The organism is Streptomyces sp. NA04227 (genome assembly GCF_013364195.1).
Lineage (GTDB): Bacteria > Actinomycetota > Actinomycetes > Streptomycetales > Streptomycetaceae > Streptomyces.
In genome coordinates this window covers 7,552,263-7,576,199 of sequence record NZ_CP054918.1, presented here as the reverse complement: position 1 = coordinate 7,576,199, position 23,937 = coordinate 7,552,263, and the positions used below count along the sequence as shown (strand labels likewise).

Annotated in this window: 17 protein-coding genes and 1 pseudogene; 8 read left to right on the top strand and 10 right to left on the bottom strand. The window is 71.0% G+C overall.

The window, feature by feature from the left end; translation table 11 throughout:
- Positions 1–40: 40 nt before the first annotated feature.
- Positions 41–1,525: an SDR family NAD(P)-dependent oxidoreductase gene (locus tag HUT18_RS31825; RefSeq protein ID WP_176103960.1), complete on the bottom strand. Its 1,485-nt coding sequence runs from the start codon at positions 1,523–1,525 to the stop codon at positions 41–43.
- 191 nt (positions 1,526–1,716) lie between these two features.
- Entirely contained in the window at positions 1,717–2,457 is a 741-nt protein-coding gene (locus HUT18_RS31820) for a (2Fe-2S)-binding protein (protein ID WP_176103959.1), read from the bottom strand.
- A 225-nt stretch (positions 2,458–2,682) separates the two neighbouring features.
- On the opposite strand from HUT18_RS31820, the gene HUT18_RS31815 reads away from it, so the two are divergent.
- Positions 2,683–4,053, top strand: coding sequence for a DMT family transporter (locus HUT18_RS31815; RefSeq protein WP_176103958.1), 1,371 nt, complete (start codon positions 2,683–2,685; stop codon positions 4,051–4,053).
- Positions 4,054–4,242: 189 nt separating this feature from the next.
- On the opposite strand, the gene HUT18_RS31810 is transcribed toward HUT18_RS31815, so the two are convergent.
- The 5 genes from HUT18_RS31810 to panD form a co-directional block, all read right to left on the bottom strand.
- A complete protein-coding gene (locus tag HUT18_RS31810) occupies positions 4,243–5,532 on the bottom strand; it encodes a transglycosylase family protein (protein ID WP_176103957.1) in 1,290 nt (429 codons plus the stop codon).
- Positions 5,533–5,698: 166 nt separating this feature from the next.
- On the bottom strand, positions 5,699–6,673 hold the full coding sequence (locus tag HUT18_RS31805; RefSeq protein WP_176103956.1) for an acetylxylan esterase: 975 nt from the start codon (positions 6,671–6,673) through the stop codon (positions 5,699–5,701).
- Positions 6,674–7,238: 565 nt separating this feature from the next.
- Positions 7,239–7,925 carry an aspartate/glutamate racemase family protein gene (locus HUT18_RS31800; RefSeq protein ID WP_176104928.1) on the bottom strand — a complete coding sequence of 229 codons (687 nt, stop codon included), beginning with the start codon at positions 7,923–7,925 and terminating at the stop codon, positions 7,239–7,241.
- Positions 7,926–7,996: 71 nt separating this feature from the next.
- Positions 7,997–8,341, bottom strand: a complete 345-nt coding sequence (locus HUT18_RS31795; RefSeq protein ID WP_176103955.1) for a GNAT family N-acetyltransferase — start codon at positions 8,339–8,341, stop codon at positions 7,997–7,999.
- Between the two features lie 130 nt (positions 8,342–8,471).
- Entirely contained in the window at positions 8,472–8,900 is a 429-nt protein-coding gene (gene panD, locus HUT18_RS31790) for an aspartate 1-decarboxylase (protein ID WP_176103954.1), read from the bottom strand.
- A gap of 372 nt (positions 8,901–9,272) precedes the next feature.
- On the opposite strand from panD, the gene HUT18_RS31785 reads away from it, so the two are divergent.
- Positions 9,273–11,462: a SpoIIE family protein phosphatase gene (locus tag HUT18_RS31785; protein ID WP_254878896.1), complete on the top strand. Its 2,190-nt coding sequence runs from the start codon at positions 9,273–9,275 to the stop codon at positions 11,460–11,462.
- A 443-nt stretch (positions 11,463–11,905) separates the two neighbouring features.
- On the opposite strand, the pseudogene HUT18_RS34075 reads toward HUT18_RS31785, so the two are convergent.
- A pseudogene (locus tag HUT18_RS34075) lies at positions 11,906–12,868 on the bottom strand (serine hydrolase domain-containing protein); the annotation flags it as partial.
- 211 nt (positions 12,869–13,079) lie between these two features.
- On the opposite strand from HUT18_RS34075, the gene HUT18_RS31775 reads away from it, so the two are divergent.
- From HUT18_RS31775 to HUT18_RS31765, 3 genes are all read left to right on the top strand, one after another.
- A complete protein-coding gene (locus HUT18_RS31775; RefSeq protein WP_176103953.1) occupies positions 13,080–13,754 on the top strand; it encodes a TetR/AcrR family transcriptional regulator in 675 nt (224 codons plus the stop codon).
- An 88-nt stretch (positions 13,755–13,842) separates the two neighbouring features.
- Positions 13,843–14,325, top strand: coding sequence for a hypothetical protein (locus HUT18_RS31770; protein WP_176103952.1), 483 nt, complete (start codon positions 13,843–13,845; stop codon positions 14,323–14,325).
- A gap of 202 nt (positions 14,326–14,527) precedes the next feature.
- Positions 14,528–17,434 carry a SpoIIE family protein phosphatase gene (locus tag HUT18_RS31765; RefSeq protein ID WP_176103951.1) on the top strand — a complete coding sequence of 969 codons (2,907 nt, stop codon included), beginning with the start codon at positions 14,528–14,530 and terminating at the stop codon, positions 17,432–17,434.
- Between the two features lie 55 nt (positions 17,435–17,489).
- On the opposite strand, the gene HUT18_RS31760 is transcribed toward HUT18_RS31765, so the two are convergent.
- Together HUT18_RS31760 and HUT18_RS31755 are read right to left on the bottom strand one after the other, a co-directional pair.
- Positions 17,490–18,371 (bottom strand): heparin lyase I family protein, encoded by an 882-nt coding sequence (locus HUT18_RS31760; RefSeq protein WP_176103950.1) that lies wholly within the window; start codon positions 18,369–18,371, stop codon positions 17,490–17,492.
- 510 nt (positions 18,372–18,881) lie between these two features.
- Positions 18,882–20,060: an ROK family protein gene (locus HUT18_RS31755; protein WP_176103949.1), complete on the bottom strand. Its 1,179-nt coding sequence runs from the start codon at positions 20,058–20,060 to the stop codon at positions 18,882–18,884.
- Between the two features lie 106 nt (positions 20,061–20,166).
- Here HUT18_RS31755 and HUT18_RS31750 point away from each other — a divergent pair, with 106 nt between their 5' ends.
- Genes HUT18_RS31750 through HUT18_RS31740 form a run of 3 tightly spaced genes read left to right on the top strand, consistent with a single transcriptional unit; the run spans position 20,167 to position 23,904 of the window.
- A complete protein-coding gene (locus HUT18_RS31750; RefSeq protein ID WP_176103948.1) occupies positions 20,167–21,213 on the top strand; it encodes a hydroxyacid dehydrogenase in 1,047 nt (348 codons plus the stop codon).
- Positions 21,214–21,220: 7 nt separating this feature from the next.
- The gene (locus tag HUT18_RS31745; RefSeq protein ID WP_176103947.1) at positions 21,221–22,657 is read left to right on the top strand and encodes a sulfatase; all 1,437 of its coding nucleotides are present in this window, start codon (positions 21,221–21,223) and stop codon (positions 22,655–22,657) included.
- Positions 22,654–23,904 (top strand): sugar ABC transporter substrate-binding protein, encoded by a 1,251-nt coding sequence (locus HUT18_RS31740; protein ID WP_176103946.1) that lies wholly within the window; start codon positions 22,654–22,656, stop codon positions 23,902–23,904. Before HUT18_RS31745 ends, HUT18_RS31740 begins: the two co-directional genes overlap by 4 nt.
- Positions 23,905–23,937 lie beyond the last annotated feature (33 nt).

Sequence of the window (23,937 nt, the reverse complement as noted above, 5' to 3'; positions counted from 1 at the left end):
CGCTACCGCCGGGCGCCCGTTCCGCCGGAGTGGGCGGCGCCTACCAGTTGCCGGGTGCGTAGTCCTTCAGGAAGACCCCGAACAGGTCCTCTCCGGCCTCGCCGCGCACGATCGGGTCGTAGACGCGGGCGGCGCCGTCGATGAGGTCGAGGGGCGCGTGGAAACCGGCCTCGGCGAGGCGCATCTTGTCCGGGTGCGGCCGCTCGTCGGTGATCCACCCGGTGTCCACCGCGGTCATCAGGATGCGGTCGCTCTCGAACATCTCCTGGGCGCTGGTGCGCGTGAGCATGTTCAGGGCGGCCTTGGCCATGTTGGTGTGCGGGTGGCCCGCACCCTTGTAGCCGCGGCTGAAGACGCCTTCCATCGCCGAGACGTTCACGACGTACGCCCGCTGCGAGGTGCCCCGTGCCACGGCCGCCGCCATCGCCGGGCGGAGCCTGCTGATGAGGATGAACGGCGCGGTGGAGTTGCAGAGTTGGACTTCGAGGAGCTCGATCGGCTCGACCTCCGACACCGTCTGCACCCAGCTGTTGGAGTCGTGCAGGTCCGGCACCAGACCGCCGGCGTCGATGGCCGTGGCGGCCTCGATACGCGCGGGCGTCGCCGACTTGGCCACCAGCGCGAGCTCGGTGATCTCCGTCGCGCTCAGGCCGCCGCTGCGCGCCTGCGGCAGCGCGGCGACCGCGCCGGAACCGTAGCTGCCGATCACCTCGGCGGCGGGCAGCACCCCGGCGGGCGGCGGCGCGGACTCGGCGGCGATCAGTTCGCTGTAGGCCTGGGGGGAGCGCCGCACGGTCTGCGCGGCGTTGTTGATCAGGATGTCCAGCGGTCCGGCCGCGGCGACCGAGTCCGCCAGGGCGACCACCTGCGCCGGGTCGCGCAGGTCGATGCCGACGATCTTCAGCCGGTCGATCCACTCGTCGCTGTCCGGCATCGCCTTGAAGCGGCGTACGGCGTCGGCGGGGAACCGGGTGGTGATGGTGGTGTGCGCGCCGTCGCGCAGCAGCCGCAGCGCGATGTACATACCGATCTTGGCCCGGCCGCCGGTGAGCAGGGCCCGCTTGCCGCTCAGGTCCGTGCGCGCGTCGCGGCGGGCCCGGTTCTCGGCGGCACAGGTACGGCAGAGCTGGTGGTAGAAGGCGTCCACCTCGACGTAGCGCTGCTTGCAGACGTAGCAGGAGCGCGGGCGCTGGAGTATTCCGGCGATCTCGCCGGTGGCGGACCCCGACGGCAGGATGCCCTGCGTCTCGTCGTCGATCCGCTCGGCGGAGCCGGTCGCGGTGGCCTCGGTGACCTGCCGGTCGTGGGAGGTCTTGGCGGCCCTGCGCTCCTGACGGCGGCGCTGCTTCACGGTGCGGTAGATGCCGGAGGTGGCGCGACGCACGGCGATCGCGTCGGGGTGATCGACCTCCAGCTTGTCGAGTTCTTCGAGCACGCTCAGGCACACCGCGAGCCGCTCCGGGTCGATCCCGGGGCCGTACTCCTGGCCGTCCTCTGCCGTCTGGGTGCCCGTGGTGGCCGTCATCGCGGTGGTGTCCTCGAAGGTGCTGGGGAGATGCGGGGAAGGTGCCGGGTCGTGTCCGCGACGTCGCGTCGTTCGCCCGGAGGGCGGGCCCTGCGGCGAGTAATGCGTGCGGACACGGCCTGCCTGATGCTCCAAAGGCCGGATTTTACGTAGGCACGCGTGTTCCCGCCAAACCGCCGCCGTCCGGCCGCTCAGTTCCGCCCGGCGCCTCGCACTCCGCCGCGCCCGCCGGGCGGCACCGTGAAGCAGCAGTCGCCGCAGACTCCGCCGCCCTCGACCCGGTAGTACAGACAGCAGCTGCGCCGCCGGAAACCCGCCGCCGTGCGGCTGCCGGTGGCCACGAGCACCGGGTCCGCGAACAGCGCGTCGCCGTACGCCGCCGCCCGGGCCGCCACCTCGGGCCGCCCTCGGCGCAGCGCCCAGCGGTCGATCTCCCGGACCGCCGCCGCCAGCGCGGAACCCGAGTTGCCGTCCAGCAGGCCCTGCGCCATGGCGTACCGGGTGCGCAGGACCTCCGCGAAGGGGTCGAGGTGGGCGGCGCGCACGGTGCGGTCCACGGCGGCCGTGTCGGCCGGTACGGGGCGCACCTCGTCGAGCCACAGGTCCTCGCCGGTGGTCGCGAGCGGGTCCCAGTACAGGCGGTCGGGGTCCAGGCCGGGCAGGGTCTCGTACAGCGCGGCCGAGCCGAGGGCCAGCGACCACAGGCGGGCCGCGAGTCCGAGGTGCACGAGCGCGACGGCCACCCGGGGCTCGGGGGCGCGGATCCGCTGCGCGACCATGCGGACCCGTGCCGTCAGCGGATCGTCGTCCGCGTCCGCGTCCGCGGCGTAGACGTCGCCGAGCGGGCGGGCCGTCGCCGGGGCGCGGCCGGTCCGGATTCGGAAGAATCCACCGATGTCCGCGAGCTGGGTCGCGTCGAAGTCCTGAGCCACCCCCGAAGTACATCAATTGCCCCTGCGATACGGGACATCGGGGTTTCCCCGTACCTTGTCACCGCCCGCAGCATGACCGCCGTGGGGGTGTACTCCACCGGCAGTAGGAGGCAAGGCACCCTCAAGTACGACGACGTGAACAACAACACGCGTCATGGTTGAAGGTATGGAAGCCGACCGTTCACGATGCCGGGTCACCCTGGCCCTCTTCCCGGGGAGCGCCGGATGAGCGCCCTGGCGTTGTCCGTGGTCCTGTCGTTCGTCTCCGCGGTCGTGTACGCGGGCGCGGCGATCTGGCAGGAGCAGGTGGCGCAGAGCAACCCGGACCGGCCCTACGCGCCGATGCGCAGCCCCGGCTGGTGGGCCGCGGTCGGCCTCAACGGTCTCGGCGGACTGCTGCACGTGGTGGCGCTCGCGTACGGCCCGCTGAGCGTGGTGCAGCCGCTCGGCGCCCTCACCATCGTCTTCGCCCTGCCCATGGCCGCGGTACTGGTGCGCCGCAAGGCCGGGGCCGCCGCCTGGCGCGGCGCGGTGCTCGCCACGGTCGGCCTGGCCGGAATGCTGGCGCTCACCGGCTCCGCCGAGTCGCAGTCGCTCGGCGGGCCGCAGCGCCTCGCCCTCGCCGTGAGCACGGCGGGCGCGGTGGCCGCGCTGATCGCAGTCGCCCAGACCGCGCAGCGCCACCCGGCGACCCGCAGCGTGCTGCTCGCCGCCGCGGCCGGTGTCGCCTTCGGTATGTCCTCGGTGTTCACCAAGACGGTCGCGGTGGACGTCTCGGCCAACGCGGCCGTGAGCCAGATGCCCTCGCTCGCCGCCATCGGCGTCTTCGCCACCGCCGGAGTGCTGCTCTCCCAGGCCTCCTACCGGGGCGCGGGCCTGACGGCCCCGCTGGCCACCGTGACGGTGGTCAACCCGGTGGCCGCCGCCGCGGTGGGCCTGACGATGTTCGGTGAGTCCTTCCGGTACGGGACCGCCGGTACGATCTGCGCCCTGCTGTGCGGCGCGGTCGCCGCGGGCGGTCTGGTGCTGCTGACCACCGAGCGCATCGGCCAGGACGCCCGGGAACGGGCTGCGGCCTCCGGTGCGGTTCCGGCTCCGGGCGCGCCGTCCGTGGACGATGCCGTGAGCGCGGTGGGTGTCTCGGCTCCTACCGATACGGACAGCGAGGGCGCGCCGGAGGCGGCGACGGTCGCCAAGGCCCGGAGCCAGGCGCCGGGCGCGGCTGCCGTGCTGCCTGCCGTATCCGGGGCCGGATCGGGGTCCAGGTCCGGGTCCGGGTCCGGGTCCGGGTCCGCAACCAGGTCCGGGGCCGAGTCCCAGGACCCGGTGGGGGTACCCGCACAGGACACCCCGTCGCTGTCCTCCGGTGCCACGGTCATCCCGACACCGGTGCAGCTCTCGGAGCTTCCGGAACTCTCGCAACTTCCGGAACTCGCGGAGCTTTCGGAGCTTTCGGAGCTTTCGGAGCTTTCGGAGACCGAACTGCCGCCGGTGCCGCGTCCCGCACAGCTCCCGCTGATGCCCTCGCAGCCGGTCCTCACGCCCGCCCAGGTCCTCTTCGCGCCGCTCTCCGCACGCGAGGAAATACGCTCCTGAACTGCTGAACGCCCGCGACACACGCGCCGTGCACTTCTGTGAGGAGGTGCACGGCGCACTTGTACGCGCGGACGCGGAGTGGGCCACCGGATGCCTCCCGGCGGCCCACTCCGCGTCCGTTTGCGTGCTGCCGTACGTCCCCGAGGTTCTCGTCCGGGTGCGTAGTGCGTACTCAGCCGTGGTGCGTACTCAGAGGCTGACGCCGCGCGCCCTGAGGTAGGCGACCGGGTCGATGTCCGAGCCGAAGCCGGGGCCGGTGCGGATCTCGAAGTGCAGGTGCGGGCCGGTGCTGTTGCCGGTCGAGCCGGAGCGTCCGATGCGCTGGCCGCTCACCACGCTCTGCCCGTCCCGTACGGCGATCGCCGACAGATGCGCGTACTGGCTGTACCTGCCGTCGTGGTGCCGGATGACGACCTCGTAGCCGTACGACCCGGCCCAGCCCGCCGAGACCACCTGGCCACCGGCGACCGACTTGATGGAGGTGCCGGTGGGGACGGGGAAGTCGACGCCGGTGTGGTAGCCCTTCGACCAGGAGCTGCCCGCGACCCGGTACTGCGTTCCCGTCGACGCGGCGACCGGCGCGCTGTAGGAGGGTCGGGAGTCGTCGACCGGAGTGGTCCTGGCCGGGGGCTTGTGCGGCTTCGGCGCGGGCTTGTCGGGCTTGGGCGCGGGTTTCGGCGCGGGCTTGTGCGTCTTGTCCCGGTCGGGCTTCGCGGGGGCGGGCTTCGGCTTGGGCTCGGGTTTCGGCTTGGGCTTCGGCGACTCGGCGGGGTGCGCGGGCCGGGTCTTGTGGTCCTTGGGGTCGTCCGTCTTCGTGCCGCCCTTGGACCCGCTGCCGGGGGCGTGCGTACGGGCCGGACCGGTCAGGACGAGCCGCTGGCCGGGGATGATCAGGTCGGGGTCGGACCCGATGGTGGCGCGGTTGCCCTCGTACAGGCGCTGCCAGCCGCCGGGGACGTGGCGCTCGCCCGCGATCTGCGAGAGCGAGTCGCCGGACACCACGGTGTACATCTCCGCCTTGCCCGCCCGGGACTGCGGAGTGGTCTGCGGCTTGACGTCGGCGACCGAGGTGCGTGCGACGGGCTTGGCCTCGGCGGCCTGGCCACGGGTCAGACCGGCGGGCCCGGAGCAGTTGGGCCAGGCGCCGGGGCCCTGCCCGCGCAGCACCTTCTCGGCCACGGCTATCTGCGCGTCCTTGTCCGCGAGGTCGGCGCGCGGGGCGTATTCGCGGCCGCCGTACGCCTCCCAGGTGGACTGGGTGAACTGCAGACCGCCGAAGTAGCCGTTGCCGGTGTTGATGCTCCAGTTGTTGGTGGACTCGCAGGCCGCGACCTTGTTCCAGGTCTCGGTGTCCGCGCCGTGGGCGAGTCCGGCCCCGATGAGCGGCAGGGCCACTCCCGCGCCACCGGCCGTGACGGTGAACGAAGCCCGGTTCATCAGACCGGGCTGCTGCCGACGGTGACGACCGCGTGCCGCCATGGGGTGCCCCCTCAGGTTTCGTCCGGGGACACCGCGTACCGTCCCACGACACATCAAGCGCCGCAAAAGTACGCACAGTTGGGCTGCCGGGACAAGGCCGCATCGAGCCGATTGAGCCGGTGTGCGGGTGGCCGAGGTGTGCCCCGGCCGCCCGCACACCGAACCGTCAGAACCTCAACTTGCCCGGCAACCAGCGCAGTTGTGCCGCCTGCTGGTAAGGGCCGCCGCCTTCATGGTCGTTGAAGGAGTAGACCTCGATTGTCTTGTCCTCGCCTGCGTAGGAGTTGAACGCCGCGAAAACCGTGGACGGCGGACAGGTCATGTCCTCAAGCGCGGTCGAGAACAGCGCGGGCGCCCGGCCGCGCGACGCGAAGTGCACACCGTCGAAGTAGGACAGGGTCCGGAACACCGCGTCCCGGTCCGCCCGCCGCGCCTTCAGGAATCCGGCGATCTCGCGGTACGGCAGCCGGTCGGTGAGCGTCGCCGCCCGGGGGAAGTCGCACAGGAACGGCACATCGGGGGCGATGGCGGCCAGGTCGGGCACAAGCCCGCCGACCGCGACCGTCAGCCCGCCGCCCTGACTGGTGCCGAGCGCGGCGACGCGCGCGGGGTCCACCAGGGGGTGCGCGCGGGCCGCCGAGACAGCACGCACCGCGTCCGTGTACACCCGGCGGTAGTAGTACTCGTGCGGGTCGGCGATGCCACGGGTGAGGTAGCCGGGGAAGGCGGGCTCGCTGCCGACCGGGTCCGGGGTGTGTCCCTCGGCGAGGCCCCCGCTGCCCTGTCCACGGGTGTCCATGACGAAGTGGGCGAAGCCCGCCGTCGCCCACAGCAGATGCATGTGCGGCAGCCCGCGTCCGCCGCCGTAGCCGATGTACTCCACCACCGCCGGCAGCGGTTCGGTGGTACCGGCCGGGAGGACCAGCCAGCCCTTCACGGTGTGCCCGCCGAACCCGGCGAAGCTCACGTCGAAGACCTCGACCCCGCGCAACGGGAGGTCCACGGGCTCGAACCGGGCGTCGAGGTCGTACTCGGCCGCGGCCGCGAGGGTCTTCTCCCAGAAGGCGTCGAAGTCCTCGGGCTCGGGCAATGCGGGCCGGTAGTCCCGCAGTTCATCGAGCGGCAGGTCGAAGTGGGGCACGGGCAGCTCCTGACGTGGCGGACGGCGGGCAGGGCGCGGGGACATTCTCACTGCGGAGGGGTCGGCGCGATACGGCGCGAACGGGTTGGGGCGGGGCGGCAAGGTGCGCGCCGCCCGGGTCTCGTCCGGGACGGACGCGACCCGGGCGGCGCGCTCTCGGGAAAGGCGCCGCACTCTCAGGAAACGGGACCCGGCTGCGGCGTCGGGCTGGGTTCGGGGCCCGGCGGCTGCGGGATCGGGGACGGCGGCGGCTGCGGCACCGGCTGGGGACGCGCCGGGTCGGGGCCGCCCGGCTCGGGCGGTACGGGCCCGGGCGGCTCGGGACCGTCGGGCCCCGGCTCGGGTCCCGGTGGCAGGGGGCCCGGTGTCGGCGGTTCGGGGTACGGATGCGTCATGGTGGCCCTCCAGGCCGGTCGACGTGCGTCGGCTTCTGGACTTGTCCCACGCGTACCCGACCTGATCGCCCCCACTCACCCCGTCGTACCACCGGGACAGGGCCACCCGGCGGCCGGATCACTCGACAGAACGCCCGACGGCACCAGGATCGGCGGGGTGGGTCGCCGGCTCAGCTCCCCGGCGCGATATCCGTATCCGTATCCGTGCCCCGCGCCCGGAGGACCTCGGCGGCAGCGGCGGCAAGACCCGGCCGCGGGCTGGAGAGAACGCGAACCCGGCCGTCGAGATCGCCGAGCAGGCGCTCCGCCCCGGCCATCGACGCCTGGGCGAGCACGACGACCTCGGCCCCGACCGTACGACGGACGGCGTCCGCGATCCGTCGCGCGTACGCCTCGGTGTCACCGGCGGCGAAGAGCTCCCAGGCACCTTCGACGAGGGCGGTCCGCACCTCGGCGACGCGGCCCGCCCGGTGGGCCTCCTCGGCGAGCAGGCGCGCGGTGGGTTCCAGGGTGCTCGCCACCGCGGCCAGGACCACCACTCGGCGGCCGTCCGCCACCGCCTCGGCGGCCATCGGCCGGTCCACCCGCAGCACGGGCACGCCCGCCCGTACGGCCGCCGATTCCGCGACGGCTCCGATGGTCGAGCATGTACACAGCACCGCGCCCGCTCCCTCGGCGGCAAGCCCGACGAGCAGCGCTCCGACGTCCTCGGCCACCGCCTCGGGCCCCTCGGCCCCGGCCCGCGCAAGCAGTTCCTCGTCGACGAGGTGTCGCAGTACGAGGCCGGGGTGGTGTGCGTCGCGCAGGGCGTCAAAGACCGGGACGTGCAGGGGCGAGGTGTGCAGCAGCGCGAGCACTCCCCCGGCAGCCGGGCCGGGGGCCGGCCCGGCTCCGGGCACGGTCGGGGCGGTGCCCTCGCGTCCCGTACTCAAAAGCGCCCGGGGTGCGCCACAACGTATGCCTTGGCCGCCTCCAGGAGGGCGGGGTCGGCCGGGGGCGCGTCCTCGGGGTGGCGGGCCGCCCATTTCACGACGTACGGGCAGAGCGGCGCGACCGGCACGTCCTCGCGCGCGGCGATGGCGTACAGCTCGGCCGCCAGGGATCCGCCGATGCCCCGGCCTTCGTGGCCGGGGTCGACGATCGTGTGCACGGGCACGAGTGCGCGGCCCGGCTCCTCGAGTACGAAGTACTGGATGTGACCGACCGTCACACCGTCCTCCACGGCTTCGAGCCGCTCGGCGGTCCGGTTGTCGCGGATGTCGAGCTCACTCATCGTTCTCACCTGTTCCCGAGTTACATGTGGCATGCGAGGCATGTGAGTTCAGGAGTCCATGAGAATCGCGGACGGTCCGGGGTACGGGGGTTCGTGACGCTCCCGCACCCCGGTGCCGGACGAGCGCGGTTCAGACGCCGGCCGCCGCCATCGCCTGGGGGCTGCGCCGGGTGTCGCTGCCCGGGACCGGCTCGGACGGGTCGGCGCCGAGCGAGACGATCCGGTTGTCCTGATCCACGTGGACGACGCTGGGCCGCATGGTCCTGGCCTCGGCGTCCTCGACCTGAGCGTAACTGATGATGATCACAAGGTCGCCCGGGTGCACGAGATGTGCGGCGGCACCGTTGATCCCGATGACACCGGAACCGCGCTCGCCCTCGATGACGTACGTCTCCAGTCGGGCGCCGTTGGTGATGTCGACGATGTGGACCAGCTCGCCGGGCAGCAGATCGGCGGCGTCGAGCAGGTCGGCGTCTATCGTGACCGAGCCGACGTAGTGCAGGTCGGCCTGGGTCACCGTGGCACGGTGGATCTTGGACTTGAACATGGTGCGCAGCATCGAGGCACTCCCGGATCTAGGCTCCCTGCCTGCGTTCTTGCAGGTCAAGGGCTGTTTTCCACCCTACAGCGCGTCGCAAGTACGGGCAGCCGTCGCCGGGTTCCGCAGAATCCGCGCCGACCACTTGCCGACTTTCCTGACGTCCGCCGCGGCGGTCCGAGAGGGTGCGGTGCGCCAACCCCTCCGACCGTCGAAACGGCCCCACCAGCGTACGCAACACCCCTGGGGAACTGTCCGTGACTACCGTCACTACGACAGTCGGAAGCGGGACAGTTCCTGCCATCTTCGCTACATGTCCGACCACGGCCGAACAGACGTCGCTCACAGAACGTCATCAGAACAGTTCCATGGGTTCGGTCGTACATTCTTGTTGTGGGAACCTCCGTGGAGACCTTTCTGTGCGATCTCGCTCGAGGGCTCAGGCCCCGAGCCGACCAGCTGGCTGACGTACTGCAGCAGCGTCTCCGTATCGAGCTTCCCGAGCTGTGGGACCACCGGGACATCGCCACGCTGGCGCCGACGACTGCGTCCGAACATGTGACGGCCTTTCTGGACATCCTTGAACACGGCCTCGGGGAGACCGAGGTCAAGGCCCCACCGGCCGCCGTTGAGGTCGCGCGACGACTGGCTCGGCACGGAGTGCCCATCCGTGACCTCTTGCGCTCCTACCGGCTCGCCCATGCCGGTCTGCTGCAGCGGCTGTACGAGGAGGCGGACGGCCTCACCGAGGACACGCAACTGGTCCACGCGGCGGCGCTCGCGCTGAACACGGTGGCTTTTGAATACGTGGATCGCACCGCGGAGCAGGCCGCCACGGCGTACCAGGAGGAACGCGACCGTTGGTTGCAGCGGCGTCTGATCGCGATCAACGAGGCCGGCAAGCGGATCGGCACCACTCTCGACATCACCCGCACCGCCGAGGAACTGACGGAAGTCGGTACCGACCACGTCGCCGACCTCGTCACCGTCGACCTGCTCGACTCCGCGCTCCACGAAGAGGGCCTCGACCTGTCAGGAAGTCCGCCGGCACTGCGCCGGATCGCCCAGCGGTCCGTCCTGGACGGCTGCCCCGACTCGGCGGTCTCCACCGGGCGGAGGCACACCTACCCCGAGGGCACGGATCCGGTGCGCGCCCTGCTCACCGGAGAGCCCCTCCGTTACGGCCTCACGGCCGTTGACCTGCCCGCGTGGCTGGCGGACTCCGAGGACCACAGTCGTGCCGTGCGTACCTTCGGCATCCACTCGATGCTGCTGGTGCCGCTGTGGGCCCGCGGAAACCCCCTGGGCCTGGCCCTTTTCTACCGCCACCGAACGGCTGACCCTTTCGACGACGATGATCTTCTGCTGGCCCAGGAAATCGCCTCCAGGGCCGCTGTCTACATCGACAACGCTCGCCGCTACACCCATGAGCGGACCACCGCGCTCACCCTCCAGCGCAGCCTGCTCCCCCAGCGGGCACCGGAACAGTCCGCCGTCGAGACGGCCGCCCGCTACCTGCCCTCCGGGGGCCGCGCGGGCGTGGGCGGCGACTGGTACGACGTGATTCCGCTCTCCGGAGCCCGTGTCGCCCTCGTCATCGGCGACGTGGTCGGCCGCGGCCTGCACGCCTCGGCCACCATGGGCCGACTGCGGACGGCCGTGCGCGCCTTCGCCGACATCGACCTGATGCCCGACGAACTGCTCACCCACCTGGACGACGTGGTCATCCGCCTGCAGCGCGAGGAGAACCGGGGCGCGGACGAGATCAGTGCCACCTGCCTGTACGCGGTCTACGACCCTGTCTCCCGCCTGTGCTCCCTGGCCAGCGCCGGGCACCTGCTGCCGGCGGTCGTGACCCCCTTGGCCGCCGACGGTGATGCCCCGGCCTCGGGCGTGGTCGACTTTCCGGAGCTGCCGATCGGCCCGCCACTGGGCCTGGGAGGGCTGCCGTTCGAGACCGCCCAGTTCAAGCTGCCGGAGGGCAGCCTTCTGGCCTTGTACACCGACGGCCTCACCGAAGGCCCCGGCCGCGACGTGGACGCCGCACGCACACTCCTGCGTAACGTCCTCGCCCGAGCTTCGGCGTCACTGGAGGAGACCTGCGACAACCTGCTCGCCGCGCTGCTTCCCGCCCGCCCCGCGGATGACGTCGCCCTTCTGGTGGCCCGCACCCGGGCGCTGGACGCCGATCACGTCGCTTCATGGGAACTGCCCTCCGACCCCGCAGTGGTCTCGCAGGCGCGCAGCGACGCCTCCGGCCGACTGGCGGCCTGGGGACTGGAGGAGCTCTCCTTCACCACGGAGCTCATGGTCAGCGAACTGGTGACGAACGCGATCCGCTACGGCAAGAGCCCCATCCAACTGCGGATGATTCTCCAATCCACGCTGACCTGCGAAGTCTCCGACGCCAGCAGCACCGCCCCGCACCTGCGCCGGGCCCGCACCTTCGACGAGGGCGGCCGCGGCCTGCTGCTGGTGGCCCAGCTCGCCGAACGTTGGGGCGCGCGGCACAGCCGCGAGGGAAAGGTCATCTGGGCCGAACAGCCCCTCCCGGTCGGCGTGATCCCCGGGCCTGGCCGGTGACGGCACCCTGAAGTCCCGTAGCCAGGCAGTCTTTCGCCGGCGCAGGGAGCCGCCGGTCGGTGCAGCGGCCCCCTGTGCGACTCCGCGAGTTGCCGCTGGAGACCCGTGAGCAGAGAGCGGGTGATGGCTTCGGCGTTCTGCGCGAGTCCCTGTAGCGGGATGGTCCCATCGCAGACCAGGACGTTGCAGTTGGCAGGGGCGTCCGGACCGATGCCGAGGGCGCCGAGCAGCAGCTGAGGGTCGGCGAACTGTTCGGGCTGGAAGTCGAAGTTGTACTCGGGCTGATACGGGCCCGGGTCGGGCAGGTCCACGTCGGTGAAGGCCTCGGCGAGGCGCCGGAAGAAACCGTGGTAGAGCTCGCTGTTCGGGCTGATCGAGAGGGCGGTGGCGGGGTCGAGGGAATGGTCGCCCGCCACGCCGGTCCAGGAAACGACCAGGTTCAGGCTGGGCACGATGAAGTTGTTCTGATGCAGGAAGCCGACCATCGCGTAGGCATCCGAGGGCAGCGGTCTCAGTGGCGCTTGCGGGTAGACGTGGCGCGACGGCAGGGACGGTCCGATGCACGGGGTGTGGTTGAGCCAGAGCAGATAGCCGTGGCAGGCGTTGGTCTTCGACGGTGTCGTGGCCTCGGCTATGTAGCTCGGTGAGATCAACTGCTCACCGCGCCAGTTCCCGTTGTTGAGCATCAGCAGCCCGAGCCGCGCGAAGTCGTTGGGCTTGAGGTAGAGGTTCGCGAACCCGTAGGTGTTCCCGGAGCGGTCACGCAGCCAGAAGTAGTCCGAGCGGGAGATGCCCAAAGGCCCGAACAGAGTGTCCTGGGCGTACGTTTGCAGGTCCTGGCCCACGGCACGTTCTACGACGTGGGCCAGCAGGTCGACCGTGCGCTGGCCATAGGCGAAGTAGGTTCCGGGCTCATGCTCGAGAGGCAGCGCCAGGGCCTGTTTGGGCACACTGGCATCCAAGCCCGCAGCGCTCAGGGCGGCTTCCGAAACGATGGACTGCTTGAGCCCGGAGGTCTGAGTCAGCAGTTGCCGCACCGTGATCGCCCGGTGCGCGGCATCGCCCCAACCCGGCCCGGTGGGCAGATACTTCCCGATCGGGGCGTCCAGCTCTATTTTGCCCTGACTGTGGGCGATGCCGGTCAGCATCGAGACCACGCTCTTCGTGGAACTCCAAACGTTCCACGGCAGGTTGCCCGTTACCGGATTGAGGACGCTACCGGCGACAAGGCAGTTGTAGCGATACACCTGTACCGACAGCCGGTTGTGCGCGGCAGCGAACTGGACTGCCTCACGCAGCTTGTCAGCATCCAAGTCGACGTCGCCCGGTGTCGCCCCACGCGGCGCCGCCCCGTCAGAGGGCAGGGCGCAACGCTTGGGTTCGCCCGCCGCGGTTGCGGGCGCCATTGCTGACGGTGCTGCCACTGGCGCGGCGGCAGCGGGAACGCCGCCGGCCCCAGCAGCCGCGAGTGCGATGACCATGCTCAACACGAGCGATCGGGGATACACGGACCGCATTGCCACCTCGCTTGATGCCGTTGCAGGCGCGGTGTCATGCACCGCGCTTTACCTGACGGTAAAGGTGTAGCACGGCTTTACCGTGCGGTAAAGTGATGCCATGAAGCAGCAGCGCGCGACCCCCCGCGCAAGCCAGGACACGCGGCTCAGCACGGCGGCGCGACCGTCGGATGATCAGATACTGGACACGGCATGTGCGGTGTTCGCCGAGAGCGGGTTCCGCGGCGCGTCCATGGTCGCGATCGCCGCTCGCGCCAAATCCACCAAACCCACGCTGTATGCCCATTTCGGCAATAAACAGCAGCTGTACCGGACATGTCTGCAACGCGAAGCCGACAAGCTCACCCAGTGGCTGTTCGCCGGCTATCAACGGTCAGCCGACTTGCCCATTCGCGAGGAAGTGCGCACGGACATGCGGGCGTTCTTCGACTACGCCGCCACGCGCCCGCACGGGTTCCGACTGCTGTTCGACGATCACAGCTCGGTCGACAGCGCACAGGCACGCGAGGCCGTCCAGCAAAAAATCATCCATCGCATGGCACAACGGATCCAGACCGTCCTGAGCGGGAATCCAGCGGCAAAGCCGGAAGCGAGCGCCGAATTGTTGGCCGCGATGGTCGTCGGCCTCGCCATCCACGGGGCCCGCCACGCGCAATTGGTTCACCCACTGGACCCCGTCAAAGCCGGTGAACTGGCGTCCTCGTTCGCCTACGCAGGACTGCGTCACCTCGACAGTGAACTCATGACCGATCTCAACGAGGCGGCGTCCGGATAGGACAGGTCGGCCACCGGTCCACCTCACAACAGTGAAGCTTGTCGCCGACAGTGGGTGCGAGATGCACACACGTAAGGGCAAAGCCACGATGGACATCGTCGCCACGTCCACGGGGCTCTATTCGCGAGCCAGCGAGAGCTTTCTGCGCATGGGGGAAGCCACGCGGGGCGGCGAGGAGGTGCCCCACAAGGTGGAGATCATGGCTGACCGCTGGATCCGGCGCAGTCCCGAAGCCCACGAGACTGTACTCAAGACGTGCCCTCTGAAAGCCGAACGGACTCGGCTGGAGAGTGACTACGTGCCGGCTCAGGGGGACCTGGAGGGCCCGCATGTGCGGGAGGCCGCGGTCTTCCAGGGAAAACCCACGGTGAAGATCACCTACAGAGTCGGCCGTGACACCGTGGTGCTCCACATCGCCGCCAAAGGCAAGCCCTACCTACTGAATGTCGTCAACACCGCCAATGGTGAGGACACAACGTTCAGGGATGTCGGCAAGCGCCTCCAGGTGATGACGCCCCCCGGCGCGGTACACGAGCTGGATATCGCGCGAGAGGTCATGGAAGCCCAGTGAGCTTGGTCGGCTGTCGGACCTCGCCGCGTCCCACCAGTTGAGGAACCGTCCGTGACTGCCGTCACCACAAGGCACCCGGAGGGAGCTGTGCGCGGGTGGCCCGATCCTCCGGGCCCGGAGGCGTCACAACGCCTGCGACCAGGCCCGTCCCCGGACCCGCCACCTAGAATGAACTGTTCCCGCCGCAGGACGGAGACAGGCCGTGAGCAGCAGCCACAGCACGGGGGACGCGACGACGCCGGGCTCGACGCGACATGCCCGTATGCGGCTGCTGAACGCCCTGGGTGACGGTGGCGGCGCGCTCGACGTCCTGGCGGTGGCGCTCGCGCAGGTGACGGCCGAGTTCGGTGGCCTCGGCGGGATGGCGCACCTGCGCGTTGCGGCCACCCACCGCAGCGGACTGCGGCTCATGGTGAGCAACGGGCTTCCCGAGGCCTTCATCAAGCAGTGGGAGAACGTCTCCGAGCGGGTGGACGTTGCCCCGGTGCGTGCGGTCCGCAGTGGCCGTCTCGTGTCGCTGCCCACTCTTCGGATGCCGGAAACGGACCCGCGGCAGCCGGGCGCAGAGCCCCTGTCCGACCAGCTACCGGTGGACTGCGGCATCGTCTCCGCCGGACTGAAGGGGGACTCCCGCTACATCGGCGCGCTGTCGGTCGTCACCCCGCCGGGGGCCGCGCCCGGCTCCGAGCGGCTGGAGTTCCTCACTGACACGGCGCAGTGGATCTCCCAGCGGCTCCGGCTCGACGCACCCCATCCGGACGGCCTGCCCCGGGGCCTGCTCCAGGCGCTGGAATCCGAGGGTGCCCTGCGCGATACGTCCGCCCCTTCCGCGGTCGGGGCCTGGGAGTGGGATCTGGAGACCCGGCGGTTCAGGAGCGATCCGCGCTTCGCCGAGCGGCTCGGCCTGGCGCGTACCCACTTCGCCCAGGTGGAGGAGTGGGCCGACCTCATCCACCCGGACGACCTGCCCCATGTGGTGCACCGTGCCGACGCGGCGATCCGCGGCGAGGGCCGGTACGACGTCGAGTACCGCGTGCGCTGCGCGGACGGCCCGTACGCGTGGGTGCACGCACGGGCGGGCGTACAGGCCGACGAGGAAGGCCGTCCGCTGCGGATGGTCGGAACCGTGGAGGAGACCACCGCCCGCCATGCGGCACTGGAACCCGTGGGGCGGGCGCTTCGGCACATGAGCGACCTGTTCCTGTCGGTGGACGGCGACTGGCGCATCGAGTTCGTCAACGCCGCCGCCGAGGCGTTCATCGGCACCTCCGCGCACCTGGTCGGCAAGCGGCTGTGGGATCTCCCGGCCCTGCGTGCGGTGCCGGGCCTGGAGGAGCGCTGCCGCAAGGCGCTGGCGGGTGGCGGCCCGACCGGCTTCGACTTTCACTGGCCGCCGGGAGACCGGTGGTTCGCGCTGCGGATGGTGCCCGTACCGCAGGGGGTGACGCTCTACGGCACGGACATCACCGAGCGCCATCTGCACGAGGCCGAGCGCGCCCGGGCGGAGCAGAGCGCGGCGGCCCGTGCCGCGCTAGTCCGCGGGCTCACCGCTTCCCTCGCCGAGGCGCTCACCGTGCGGGACGTTGTCGAGGCGGTGGGCCGCAGCGTGCTGTCGCACTTCTCGGCCGCCGGGCTGCTCGTGGCCGTACGCGAAGGGGAACGCCTGCGGGTGCTCGGCTCCTTGGGGCGCCCGGCGAAGCTCGTCGAGCGGATCGACGGCGCCGTGTGTGCGGCGACCCCGTTGGAGCGGACCGTGCGTGAGCACGTGCCGGAGTTCGTCGAGTCTCCGCAGGAGCTGTCCGAGCGCTTCCCGGGTTCGGCCGCGGCGTGGTTCGGCGAGGGCGCCTGGGCGTTCCTGCCGCTCACCGCGTCCGGCCGCGTCGGCGCCTGCGTGCTCGCGTACGACCACCCGCACCGGTTCGACGACGACGAACGCGCCCTGCTCACCGAGTTGAGCGGACTCATCGCGCAGGCGCTGGGCCGGGCCGTCCAGTACGACGAGGCGGCGGCCAAGGCCGAGGAACTGCAGCGTGCGCTGCTGCCGCGGACCCTGCCCGCCCACCCGTCGGTCGCCACGGCTGTCCAGTACCTGCCCTCCGGACACGGCACCGAGGTCGGCGGCGACTGGTACGACGTGATCGCCCTCTCCGCGGACCGGGTCGCCCTGGTGGTCGGCGATGTGATGGGGCACGGCAGTCCGCAGGCCGCCACCATGGGCAGCCTGCGCACCGCGGCGCGCACTCTGTCCGAGCTCGAACTGCCGCCGGACGAGGTGCTGACCCGGCTCGGTGACATCGTCGCCGAACTCGGCGAAGACGCCTTCGCCACCTGTGTGTACGGCATCTACGACCCGGTCGCGGGCACCTTCACGCACGCCGGGGCCGGCCACCCGCCACCGGCGCTGCTCGCCCCCGACGGCTCCGTCGTCTTCCTGGAGCACACCGCGGACCCGCCGCTCGGCGCGGGCACCCCGCCCTACTCGACCGTCACGAGCGACGTCCCGGACGGGAGCCTGCTCGCGCTCTACACCGACGGTCTGGTCGAGTCGTCCTCCCGTGACGTCGACGCCGGGATGACTCAGCTCGCGACCGCGCTGTCCGGCACCCGGCTGCCCTCGACGCGGGCCTCCCTGGACGGGCTGTGCGAGCAGGTCACCACCAGCCTGCTGCCCGGCCGTCGGCCCGTGGGCGACGACGCCGTCCTCCTCCTGGCCCGTACCCGCCGACTCGCCCCGTCCGATGTGGCCAACTGGTCACTGCCGGACGAGCCGCAGGCCGCGGGCAGGGCCCGCGAGCACGTCCGGGAACAGCTCGCCGCCTGGCACCTGGACGACCTGCTCACGACCACCACGGAGCTCATCGTCAGCGAGCTGGTGGGCAACGCCGTCCGGCATGCCCGCGGCCCCATCGACCTGCGCCTGCTGCGCAGCCGTACCCTCATCTGCGAGGTCTCCGACGGCAGCCTGACCACGCCCCACATCCGCACCGCCTCGTTCACCGACGAGGGTGGCCGGGGTCTGCAGTTGATCGCCGCGATGGCCCAGCGGTGGGGGGCCCGCTACACCGCCGAGGGCAAGTCGATCTGGGCGGAACAGGCCCTCGGGGACTGAGAGTTCGCGTTGCCGGGGCAGGCCCCCACCGGTGCCTACGCGGCGTCGGCCCGTCTCATTCCGTCGCGAGGTCGGTGACGCGGATGTTGTCGTGGTGGACCACGCGGGTGGGAACGAAGCCGCCCTCGATCGACTGGTCCGGGCGGTAGAGGCCCCACTTGATGTAGCCGAACTCGGTGGGGTTCTCCGGATGGAAGGTCTGGACGTTCTCGTGTGTCTTGCGCAGCGTGAAACCGGACTCTCCGGGGAGCTTGGAGGAGATCTTGTAGAAGCCTGTCGCGTCGTCCGTCCAGCGCACGTCGACGCGGAAGGTCATCCACTTGTTGATGTACGGCGTGAAGTCCTCGACGATCGCGTCCTGGAACTGGAGCTTCGGCGACCGGAAGACGATCGCGTTCCGCTTGGCCGCCAGGAAGAACGAGGGGAAGTTGCCGCCCGCGTGCTTCCCCTGGAAGAGGATGTCGCCACCCACCGGGTCCCCGGGGTCGAACGACTCCCAGTCCTTCAGGAGCACGCTGAACTCGTACCGTCGCATGTCACCGACGTGGAAGACGCCCTCGGGCACCTTGTTCGCCGCGCTCTCGCTGCGCGGCGCACCGTCGGATTCGTAGGCGGGGTCGCCGAGGGTCACCTTGTGCGCGACGGCGTGGTCGTCACCGGAGGGCAGGGTGTAGGAGGCGTCCTTCGCCGTGGCGTGCGTCGTGGTCAGCTCCGGGATGCCTGAATTCAGGCTGCCGTCCTGGTAGTTGACGTTCAGCAGGTCGGCGGCGGCGCGAGCGGTCCGGGACTTCGCGGTCTCTCGTTTCGGCGAGGTCTCCCCCGCTTCGGCCACGGCCAGGCATACGACGGTGAGGGTGCCCGCGAGCGCCAGGGCGAGGGGTACGCGGGTGGCACTCCCGTTCTTCTTCCTGTTCCGGTGAACCGGCTTCACGGTCATGTCAACGAGCCTTCCTGTCATCGGTCTTCACGAGGTTGGGGCCGCGCATGGTGGAGAGGAAGCGGATGGGCGTAGGCGTTCACATGCGGGCCGCTGCACCAATTCCCGTCGATCTTGGGAATCACGGTGCCGACCGCGAACGAGGCCAGGACCGAGATCGGTCACCGTCACGTGCGAGGCGGCCGCCGCCTGCCGCAGGCGTCCGCGGCTCAGGGAAACGGAATCGTGCACGAGAACCCCTCGGCTGGCGGCGGTGGACGCGCCGGGACACGGCCCGGCGGGCACGGCGGAACCGGCGTACCCATGGCCTGCCCCCGCTTCCATGGGGCTCCGGTGGGGCGTGCCGTGGAGGGAAACTAGCCAGAGATAATTATTTCCGTCAATGACAAAAGCAAAAATGACTGCCCGCCCGGCGGTACGGCGCATGCCGGAGGTCCGGGCCGGGGCGCCGCCCACGCCGCTGCCGTCGGCTACCGACCGACGGCCAGGGGGAAGCCACCCCGGACGCGCCTACCGCGTAGTGAGCGCCGCCCGCGTCGAGTCGGCCGTCTCGGGAACGGCCGTCGTGAAGGTGCGGGAGAGCGCCGAGTGCGCGGCGCCTCGGGCGAGCAGCGGGGACTTCGCGGTGGTCAGCTCCAGGGCGGGCGGGGCGGTGTTCTCGTGCAGGTACTGCGCGTGGAAGGCCTCGCGTGCGCTGACCAGGAGCGGCGGCAGGCTCATGTCCTGGGTGAAGGCGAGCGCGACGCGTTCGGGGCCGAACATCTTGGCCGCGTTGGCGACGGCCGTCCCGAGGACCTCGCCCGCCCGTTCCAGGAGCTCACGGTCGCGGTCCGCGTCGAACGGGCGCGGCTGTTCGCCGTCGCGCTCCAGTTCACGCCGCAGGCCCCAGCCGCTGGCCCTGGTCTCCAGGCAGCCGGAGGCACCGCAGTGGCAGGGCAGGGCCCGGCCCCGCACCCCGAGCCGGGCGTGCGCGAAACCGCCCGCGGACCCGTTGAATCCGCGGTGGATGCGCCCGCCGACGACCACGGAGGCGCCCAGACTGGTTCCGACACTGAAGACCAGCAGGTCGCGCCCTTCGAGGCCGGTGTCCAGGAGAGGCAGCGCGAGAGCGATGCAGTTGACGTAGCTGTCGATGACGACCGGGACGCCCAACTCCTCGGCGAGCAGGGCCTGCAGAGGCACTTCCTCCCAGTCCAGCGCACCGCTGTGGCGCACCACTCCGGCCCGGTGGTCGACGATGCCGGACACCGCGACGCCGACCCCGACCAGCGCCGCCGCGGGCCGCTGTCCGGCCACCGTACGGACCGCGCGGACGAGGGCTTCGACGGCGTCCGCGGCCGCGACAGAGGCGAGCGGCTCCTGATGCTGGGCGATCACCTCACCCCGGAGCGTGGTGAGTACGGCGTGTGCCTCGGTGGCCGAAAGACGGACGCCCGCCGCGAGGACCGCCTCGGTGCCGAGGTCGAGGAGACGTGCCGGTCGCCCCCGGGTGGCGCGAACTACGTCCGACTCGACGAGTAGTCCGCTCTCGAGGAGCTTGCCGGTGATGCCGGTGACCGTCGCCGCGCTCAGTCCTGTGGCCGTCGCGATCCCCGCCCTGGCCACCGGGCCCTGGGCGCGGACGACATCGAGCACCAGAGCCTCGTTGATCTCGCGGATCAGGGCCTTGCTCCCGGCACGTGGCTTCATCGCAGGCAAGTCCTTCGGTCACTGACGGTGGACGGTTCATTCTTGCAGCGTTCGGATTTAATTTGGTCATTGACAAAAATACCGCGTGCTGACTAGTTTCCGCCACATGAGCCACAGACCCGATGCCGATGCCCCCGGCTCCGGCACCTTCGACGGCCGTCCACGGATCCTGCTGAGCGTCCCCGCTCACGAATCCGCCGCCTTCTTCCCGCCCGACACCCGCCGTGACCTGGCCGTATTGGGCGAGGTCACGGAGATCCCGCCGGGCGAACTCCAGGACCCGGCCCGCTGCGCCGCCGCCCTGGCGGAGGTCGACGTCCTCGTCACCGCCTGGGGTTTCCCCCGGCTCGACGCACAGCACCTGTCGATGGCGCCCCGGCTGCGGTTCGTCATGCATGCCGCCTCCTCCCTGCGCTCCCTGGTGACCGACGTCTTCTGGGCCGCCAGGATCCCCGTTTCGCAGGCCGGAGCGGCGATGGCGCCCTCGGTGGCCGGTCAGTCCCTGGCCATGACGCTCGCCCTGCTGCACCGCCTCAACCGCCAGGACCACGCGCTCCGTTCCGGCGCCGACTGGGAGGCCGCCCGCGGGACCGGACGGCCCTGCGAGATCGCCGGCGCGCGTATCGGCGTGATCGGCGCCTCGCGCACCGGCCGCCCCTACATCGACTCCTGCCGTGCGCTCGGCGCCGACGTACAGGTCTACGACCCCTACCTCACGCCCGGCGATCCGCTCGCCCCGCTCGCCACCTCCCTGCCCGAACTGCTCGCCACCAGCGACGTGGTGGCCCTGCACGCACCGGCCACGGACGAGACCCGGGGCATGCTCGGCGCCGCCGAGATCGCCCTCATCCGGGACGGCGGAAGGCTCGTGAACACCGCGAGGTCCTCACTCGTCGACATGGACGCGCTCTACGAGGCCGTCGCCGCGGGCCGTATCGATGCCGCCCTCGACGTCTTCGACGAGGAGCCGCTCCCCCGGGACGACCGCTGGCGAGCCCTGCCGAACGCCCTGCTCACCGCACACCTGGGCGGCGCCAGCACCCAGTCCCGCCACCGCGCGGGACGGATCGTCACCGAGGAGATCGACCGGTTCCTGCACGGTCGTGAGCTGCGGCACGCGGTCACCCGCGAAGCGATGGAACGGATGGGGTGAGCACACGATGACCTCCGCCCCCCGCAACGTTTTGCTGCTGCACTGCCACGACCTCGGCCGCTTCCTCGGTACGTACGGCGTGCCCACCGTGGCGACACCTCACCTCGACGCCCTCGCCGCCGAGGCCACGCTCTTCGAGAGCGCCTTCGCCAGTGCCCCGCACTGCAGCCCGGCCCGTGCCTCGCTGTTCACCGGGACCTATCCGCAGACCAACGGCGTACTCGGCCTGACCCACGAACCCTTCGCCTGGGACCTGAACGACCCGAGCGGCCACCTCGCCCACCGCCTCAAGTCGGCCGGGTACCACACCGAACTGATCGGCGTACACCACGAGTCACGCGTACTGCCGGACGAACAGGTGGCCGCACGCCTCGGCTTCGACCGGGTACGCAGCGGCGGCGACCGGGACACCGTCGTCGAGCGGGCCACCGGCGCGCTCGAGAGTGCCGCCCGGCGCACCGAGCCGTTCTACCTCCAGGTCGGCTTCCACGAGCCGCACCGCTCCCCCTCCACCCGGGACCCGCACGGCGTCATGGGCTTCCTGTCCGAGGGCGTACGCGCCGACGACTCCCTCGGGCACACCGTCCCCGCGTATCTGCGCGACGACGCGGGCGCGCGCGAGGAGATCGCCGAACTCCAGGGCGCCGTACGGCACATGGACGAGGGTGTCGGCCGGGTACTGGACCGCCTGGACGCCCTCGGCCTGCGCGAGGAGACCGTCGTCGTCTTCACCACCGACCACGGTCTCGCCCTGCCGCGCGCCAAGTGCACGCTCTACGACGCCGGGCTGGGGGTCGCCCTGATGATGCGCGTCCCCGGCCGGGAGGCCTGGACCGGACGCCGGATCACGCCGATGGTCAGCCATGTCGACGTCCTGCCGACGCTGCTCGCACTCCTGGGACGGCCACTGCCGCCGGAGATCGCCGGTACCAGTCTGGTGCCCGTGGTCGAGGGCGAGGGTGCGGCCCGTACGCACTGCTTCGGCCAGCTGACCTACCACACGTACTACGACCCCAAGCGGTCGGTGCGCTCGGCCACCCACAAGCTGATCGTCAACTTCGCCAACGCGCCCCGGGTCATGGACTCCACCCAGTCGTGGACCCATCGCAGCACGCCGGTGGACATGCGCGGCCCCACGATCGAGAGCAGTGCCCCCTTCGAGCTCTACGACCTGCTCGGCGACCCCCACGAAGGCCGCAATCTGGCCGCCGATCCGGCGTACGCCGAGGTGGTCGCCGAACTCGCGGACGCCCTGCTCGGCTGGATGGACGAGACGGGCGACCCGCTGCTGGAACCCCAGCCCCTCGCGCCACGCCACCGGCTCGCCCTCGACGCCCTGCGCGGCGCGGCCGCCGCCACTCCCCCGCCGTTCGTCCCGTCCGCGTCCCCCGCCCCGGCCGGGCCCTGTCCGCCACCCACACCCCGAGAGAGAGAAACAGCATGAGCACTCGACCCCTGCGGCTCGCCGCCCTCGCCGCCACCGCCATGCTGGCGTTCACCGCATGCTCGACGGGAGACGACGACGGCCGGGCGGACGTCACCCTGTGGATGTACCCCGTCATCAAGGACGCTTCGGCGAGCAAGAAGTACTGGGCGAAGACGGAGGCGGCGTTCGAGAAGGCCCACCCGGACATCGACCTCAACATCGAGCTCCAGACCTTCGACAAGCGGGACCCGCAGATCTCCGCCGCGCTGGCGGCCGGTTCGGGGCCCGACCTCGTCCTGATCACCCCCGACCAGGCCGCCACGTACAAGAACGTGGACGGGCTGCTGCCGGTCGACGAAGCGGTGGCCAAGGACCGCAAGGCCTTCTACCCGGGCACCCTGGACGCCGCGACCTTCGACGGCAAGCTCTACGGTGTCCCGCTCTTCCAGAACGTCAACACCACCGCGTACAACACCGAGATCTTCGCCGAGGCGGGCCTCGAACTCCCCACCACCTGGGACGACGTCCTGGCCGCCGCCCCCGTCCTCGCCAAGCGCGGCATCGCGGTCATGGACTACGCGGGCAGCCCCGAGCAGACCCTGAACATGTCCTTCTACCCGCTGCTGTGGCAGGCGGGCGGCAAGGTCTTCACCGACAACGGCAAGGACGTGGCCTTCGACTCGCCCGCCGGTGTCTCGGCCCTGGACTTCCTCGTCTCGCTGAAGAGGAAGGGCGGGCTTCCCTCCGACGCGGCGACCGACGGTCCCGCCGTGGAAGGCTCCCCACTCGCCAAGGGCAGGGTCGCCATGCGCGCCATCACCTCACTGCCCGAACTCACGCAGATGCGCGCCGCCCTCGGCAAGGACAAGGTCGTCCTCGGCCGACCACTTGAGGGCAAGTCCCGTGCCACGTACGGGAATCCGGGGCTGCTCGCTCTGACCTCCCTCAACAGCGAGGGGAACCGGAAGGCGGCCCACACCGCGCTGTCGTACCTGACCTCGGCCACGTCGCAGGCCTCCCTGAACAAGGCGGCGGGCAACTTCCCGGCCCGTACCGACGCGGGCGTTCCGGGCACCGGGCCCGACTTCAAGGCGCTCGAGTCGGCCCTGGAGTACGCCCACCCCGGCGAGCCCTCGCCGAACGCCCGGCAGGTGATGGGTGTGCTCGCCCCGTACATCCAGGCCGCTCTCGGCGGCGAGATGTCCGCCCGGGAGGCGCTGGAGAAGGCGGCCGAGGAGGCCCGTGACCTGCTGTCCCGCGCCTGAGCCGGCGCGACCGCGGGTTCCCGTTCACCGAAT

What these genes read in the sequence shown, in the direction of transcription:
- HUT18_RS31815 (WP_176103958.1), top strand. Translation starts at nt 2,683, where the DNA reads ATGAGCGCCCTGGCGTTGTCCGTGGTCCTGTCGTTCGTCTCCGCGGTC.
- HUT18_RS31755 (WP_176103949.1), bottom strand. Translation starts at nt 20,060, where the DNA reads ATGAAGCCACGTGCCGGGAGCAAGGCCCTGATCCGCGAGATCAACGAG.
- HUT18_RS31795 (WP_176103955.1), bottom strand. Translation starts at nt 8,341, where the DNA reads ATGAGTGAGCTCGACATCCGCGACAACCGGACCGCCGAGCGGCTCGAA.
- HUT18_RS31825 (WP_176103960.1), bottom strand. Translation starts at nt 1,525, where the DNA reads ATGACGGCCACCACGGGCACCCAGACGGCAGAGGACGGCCAGGAGTAC.
- HUT18_RS31740 (WP_176103946.1), top strand. Translation starts at nt 22,654, where the DNA reads ATGAGCACTCGACCCCTGCGGCTCGCCGCCCTCGCCGCCACCGCCATG.
- HUT18_RS31770 (WP_176103952.1), top strand. Translation starts at nt 13,843, where the DNA reads ATGGACATCGTCGCCACGTCCACGGGGCTCTATTCGCGAGCCAGCGAG.
- HUT18_RS31760 (WP_176103950.1), bottom strand. Translation starts at nt 18,371, where the DNA reads ATGACCGTGAAGCCGGTTCACCGGAACAGGAAGAAGAACGGGAGTGCC.
- HUT18_RS31745 (WP_176103947.1), top strand. Translation starts at nt 21,221, where the DNA reads ATGACCTCCGCCCCCCGCAACGTTTTGCTGCTGCACTGCCACGACCTC.
- HUT18_RS31750 (WP_176103948.1), top strand. Translation starts at nt 20,167, where the DNA reads ATGAGCCACAGACCCGATGCCGATGCCCCCGGCTCCGGCACCTTCGAC.
- panD (WP_176103954.1), bottom strand. Translation starts at nt 8,900, where the DNA reads ATGCTGCGCACCATGTTCAAGTCCAAGATCCACCGTGCCACGGTGACC.
- HUT18_RS31775 (WP_176103953.1), top strand. Translation starts at nt 13,080, where the DNA reads ATGAAGCAGCAGCGCGCGACCCCCCGCGCAAGCCAGGACACGCGGCTC.
- HUT18_RS31810 (WP_176103957.1), bottom strand. Translation starts at nt 5,532, where the DNA reads ATGGCGGCACGCGGTCGTCACCGTCGGCAGCAGCCCGGTCTGATGAAC.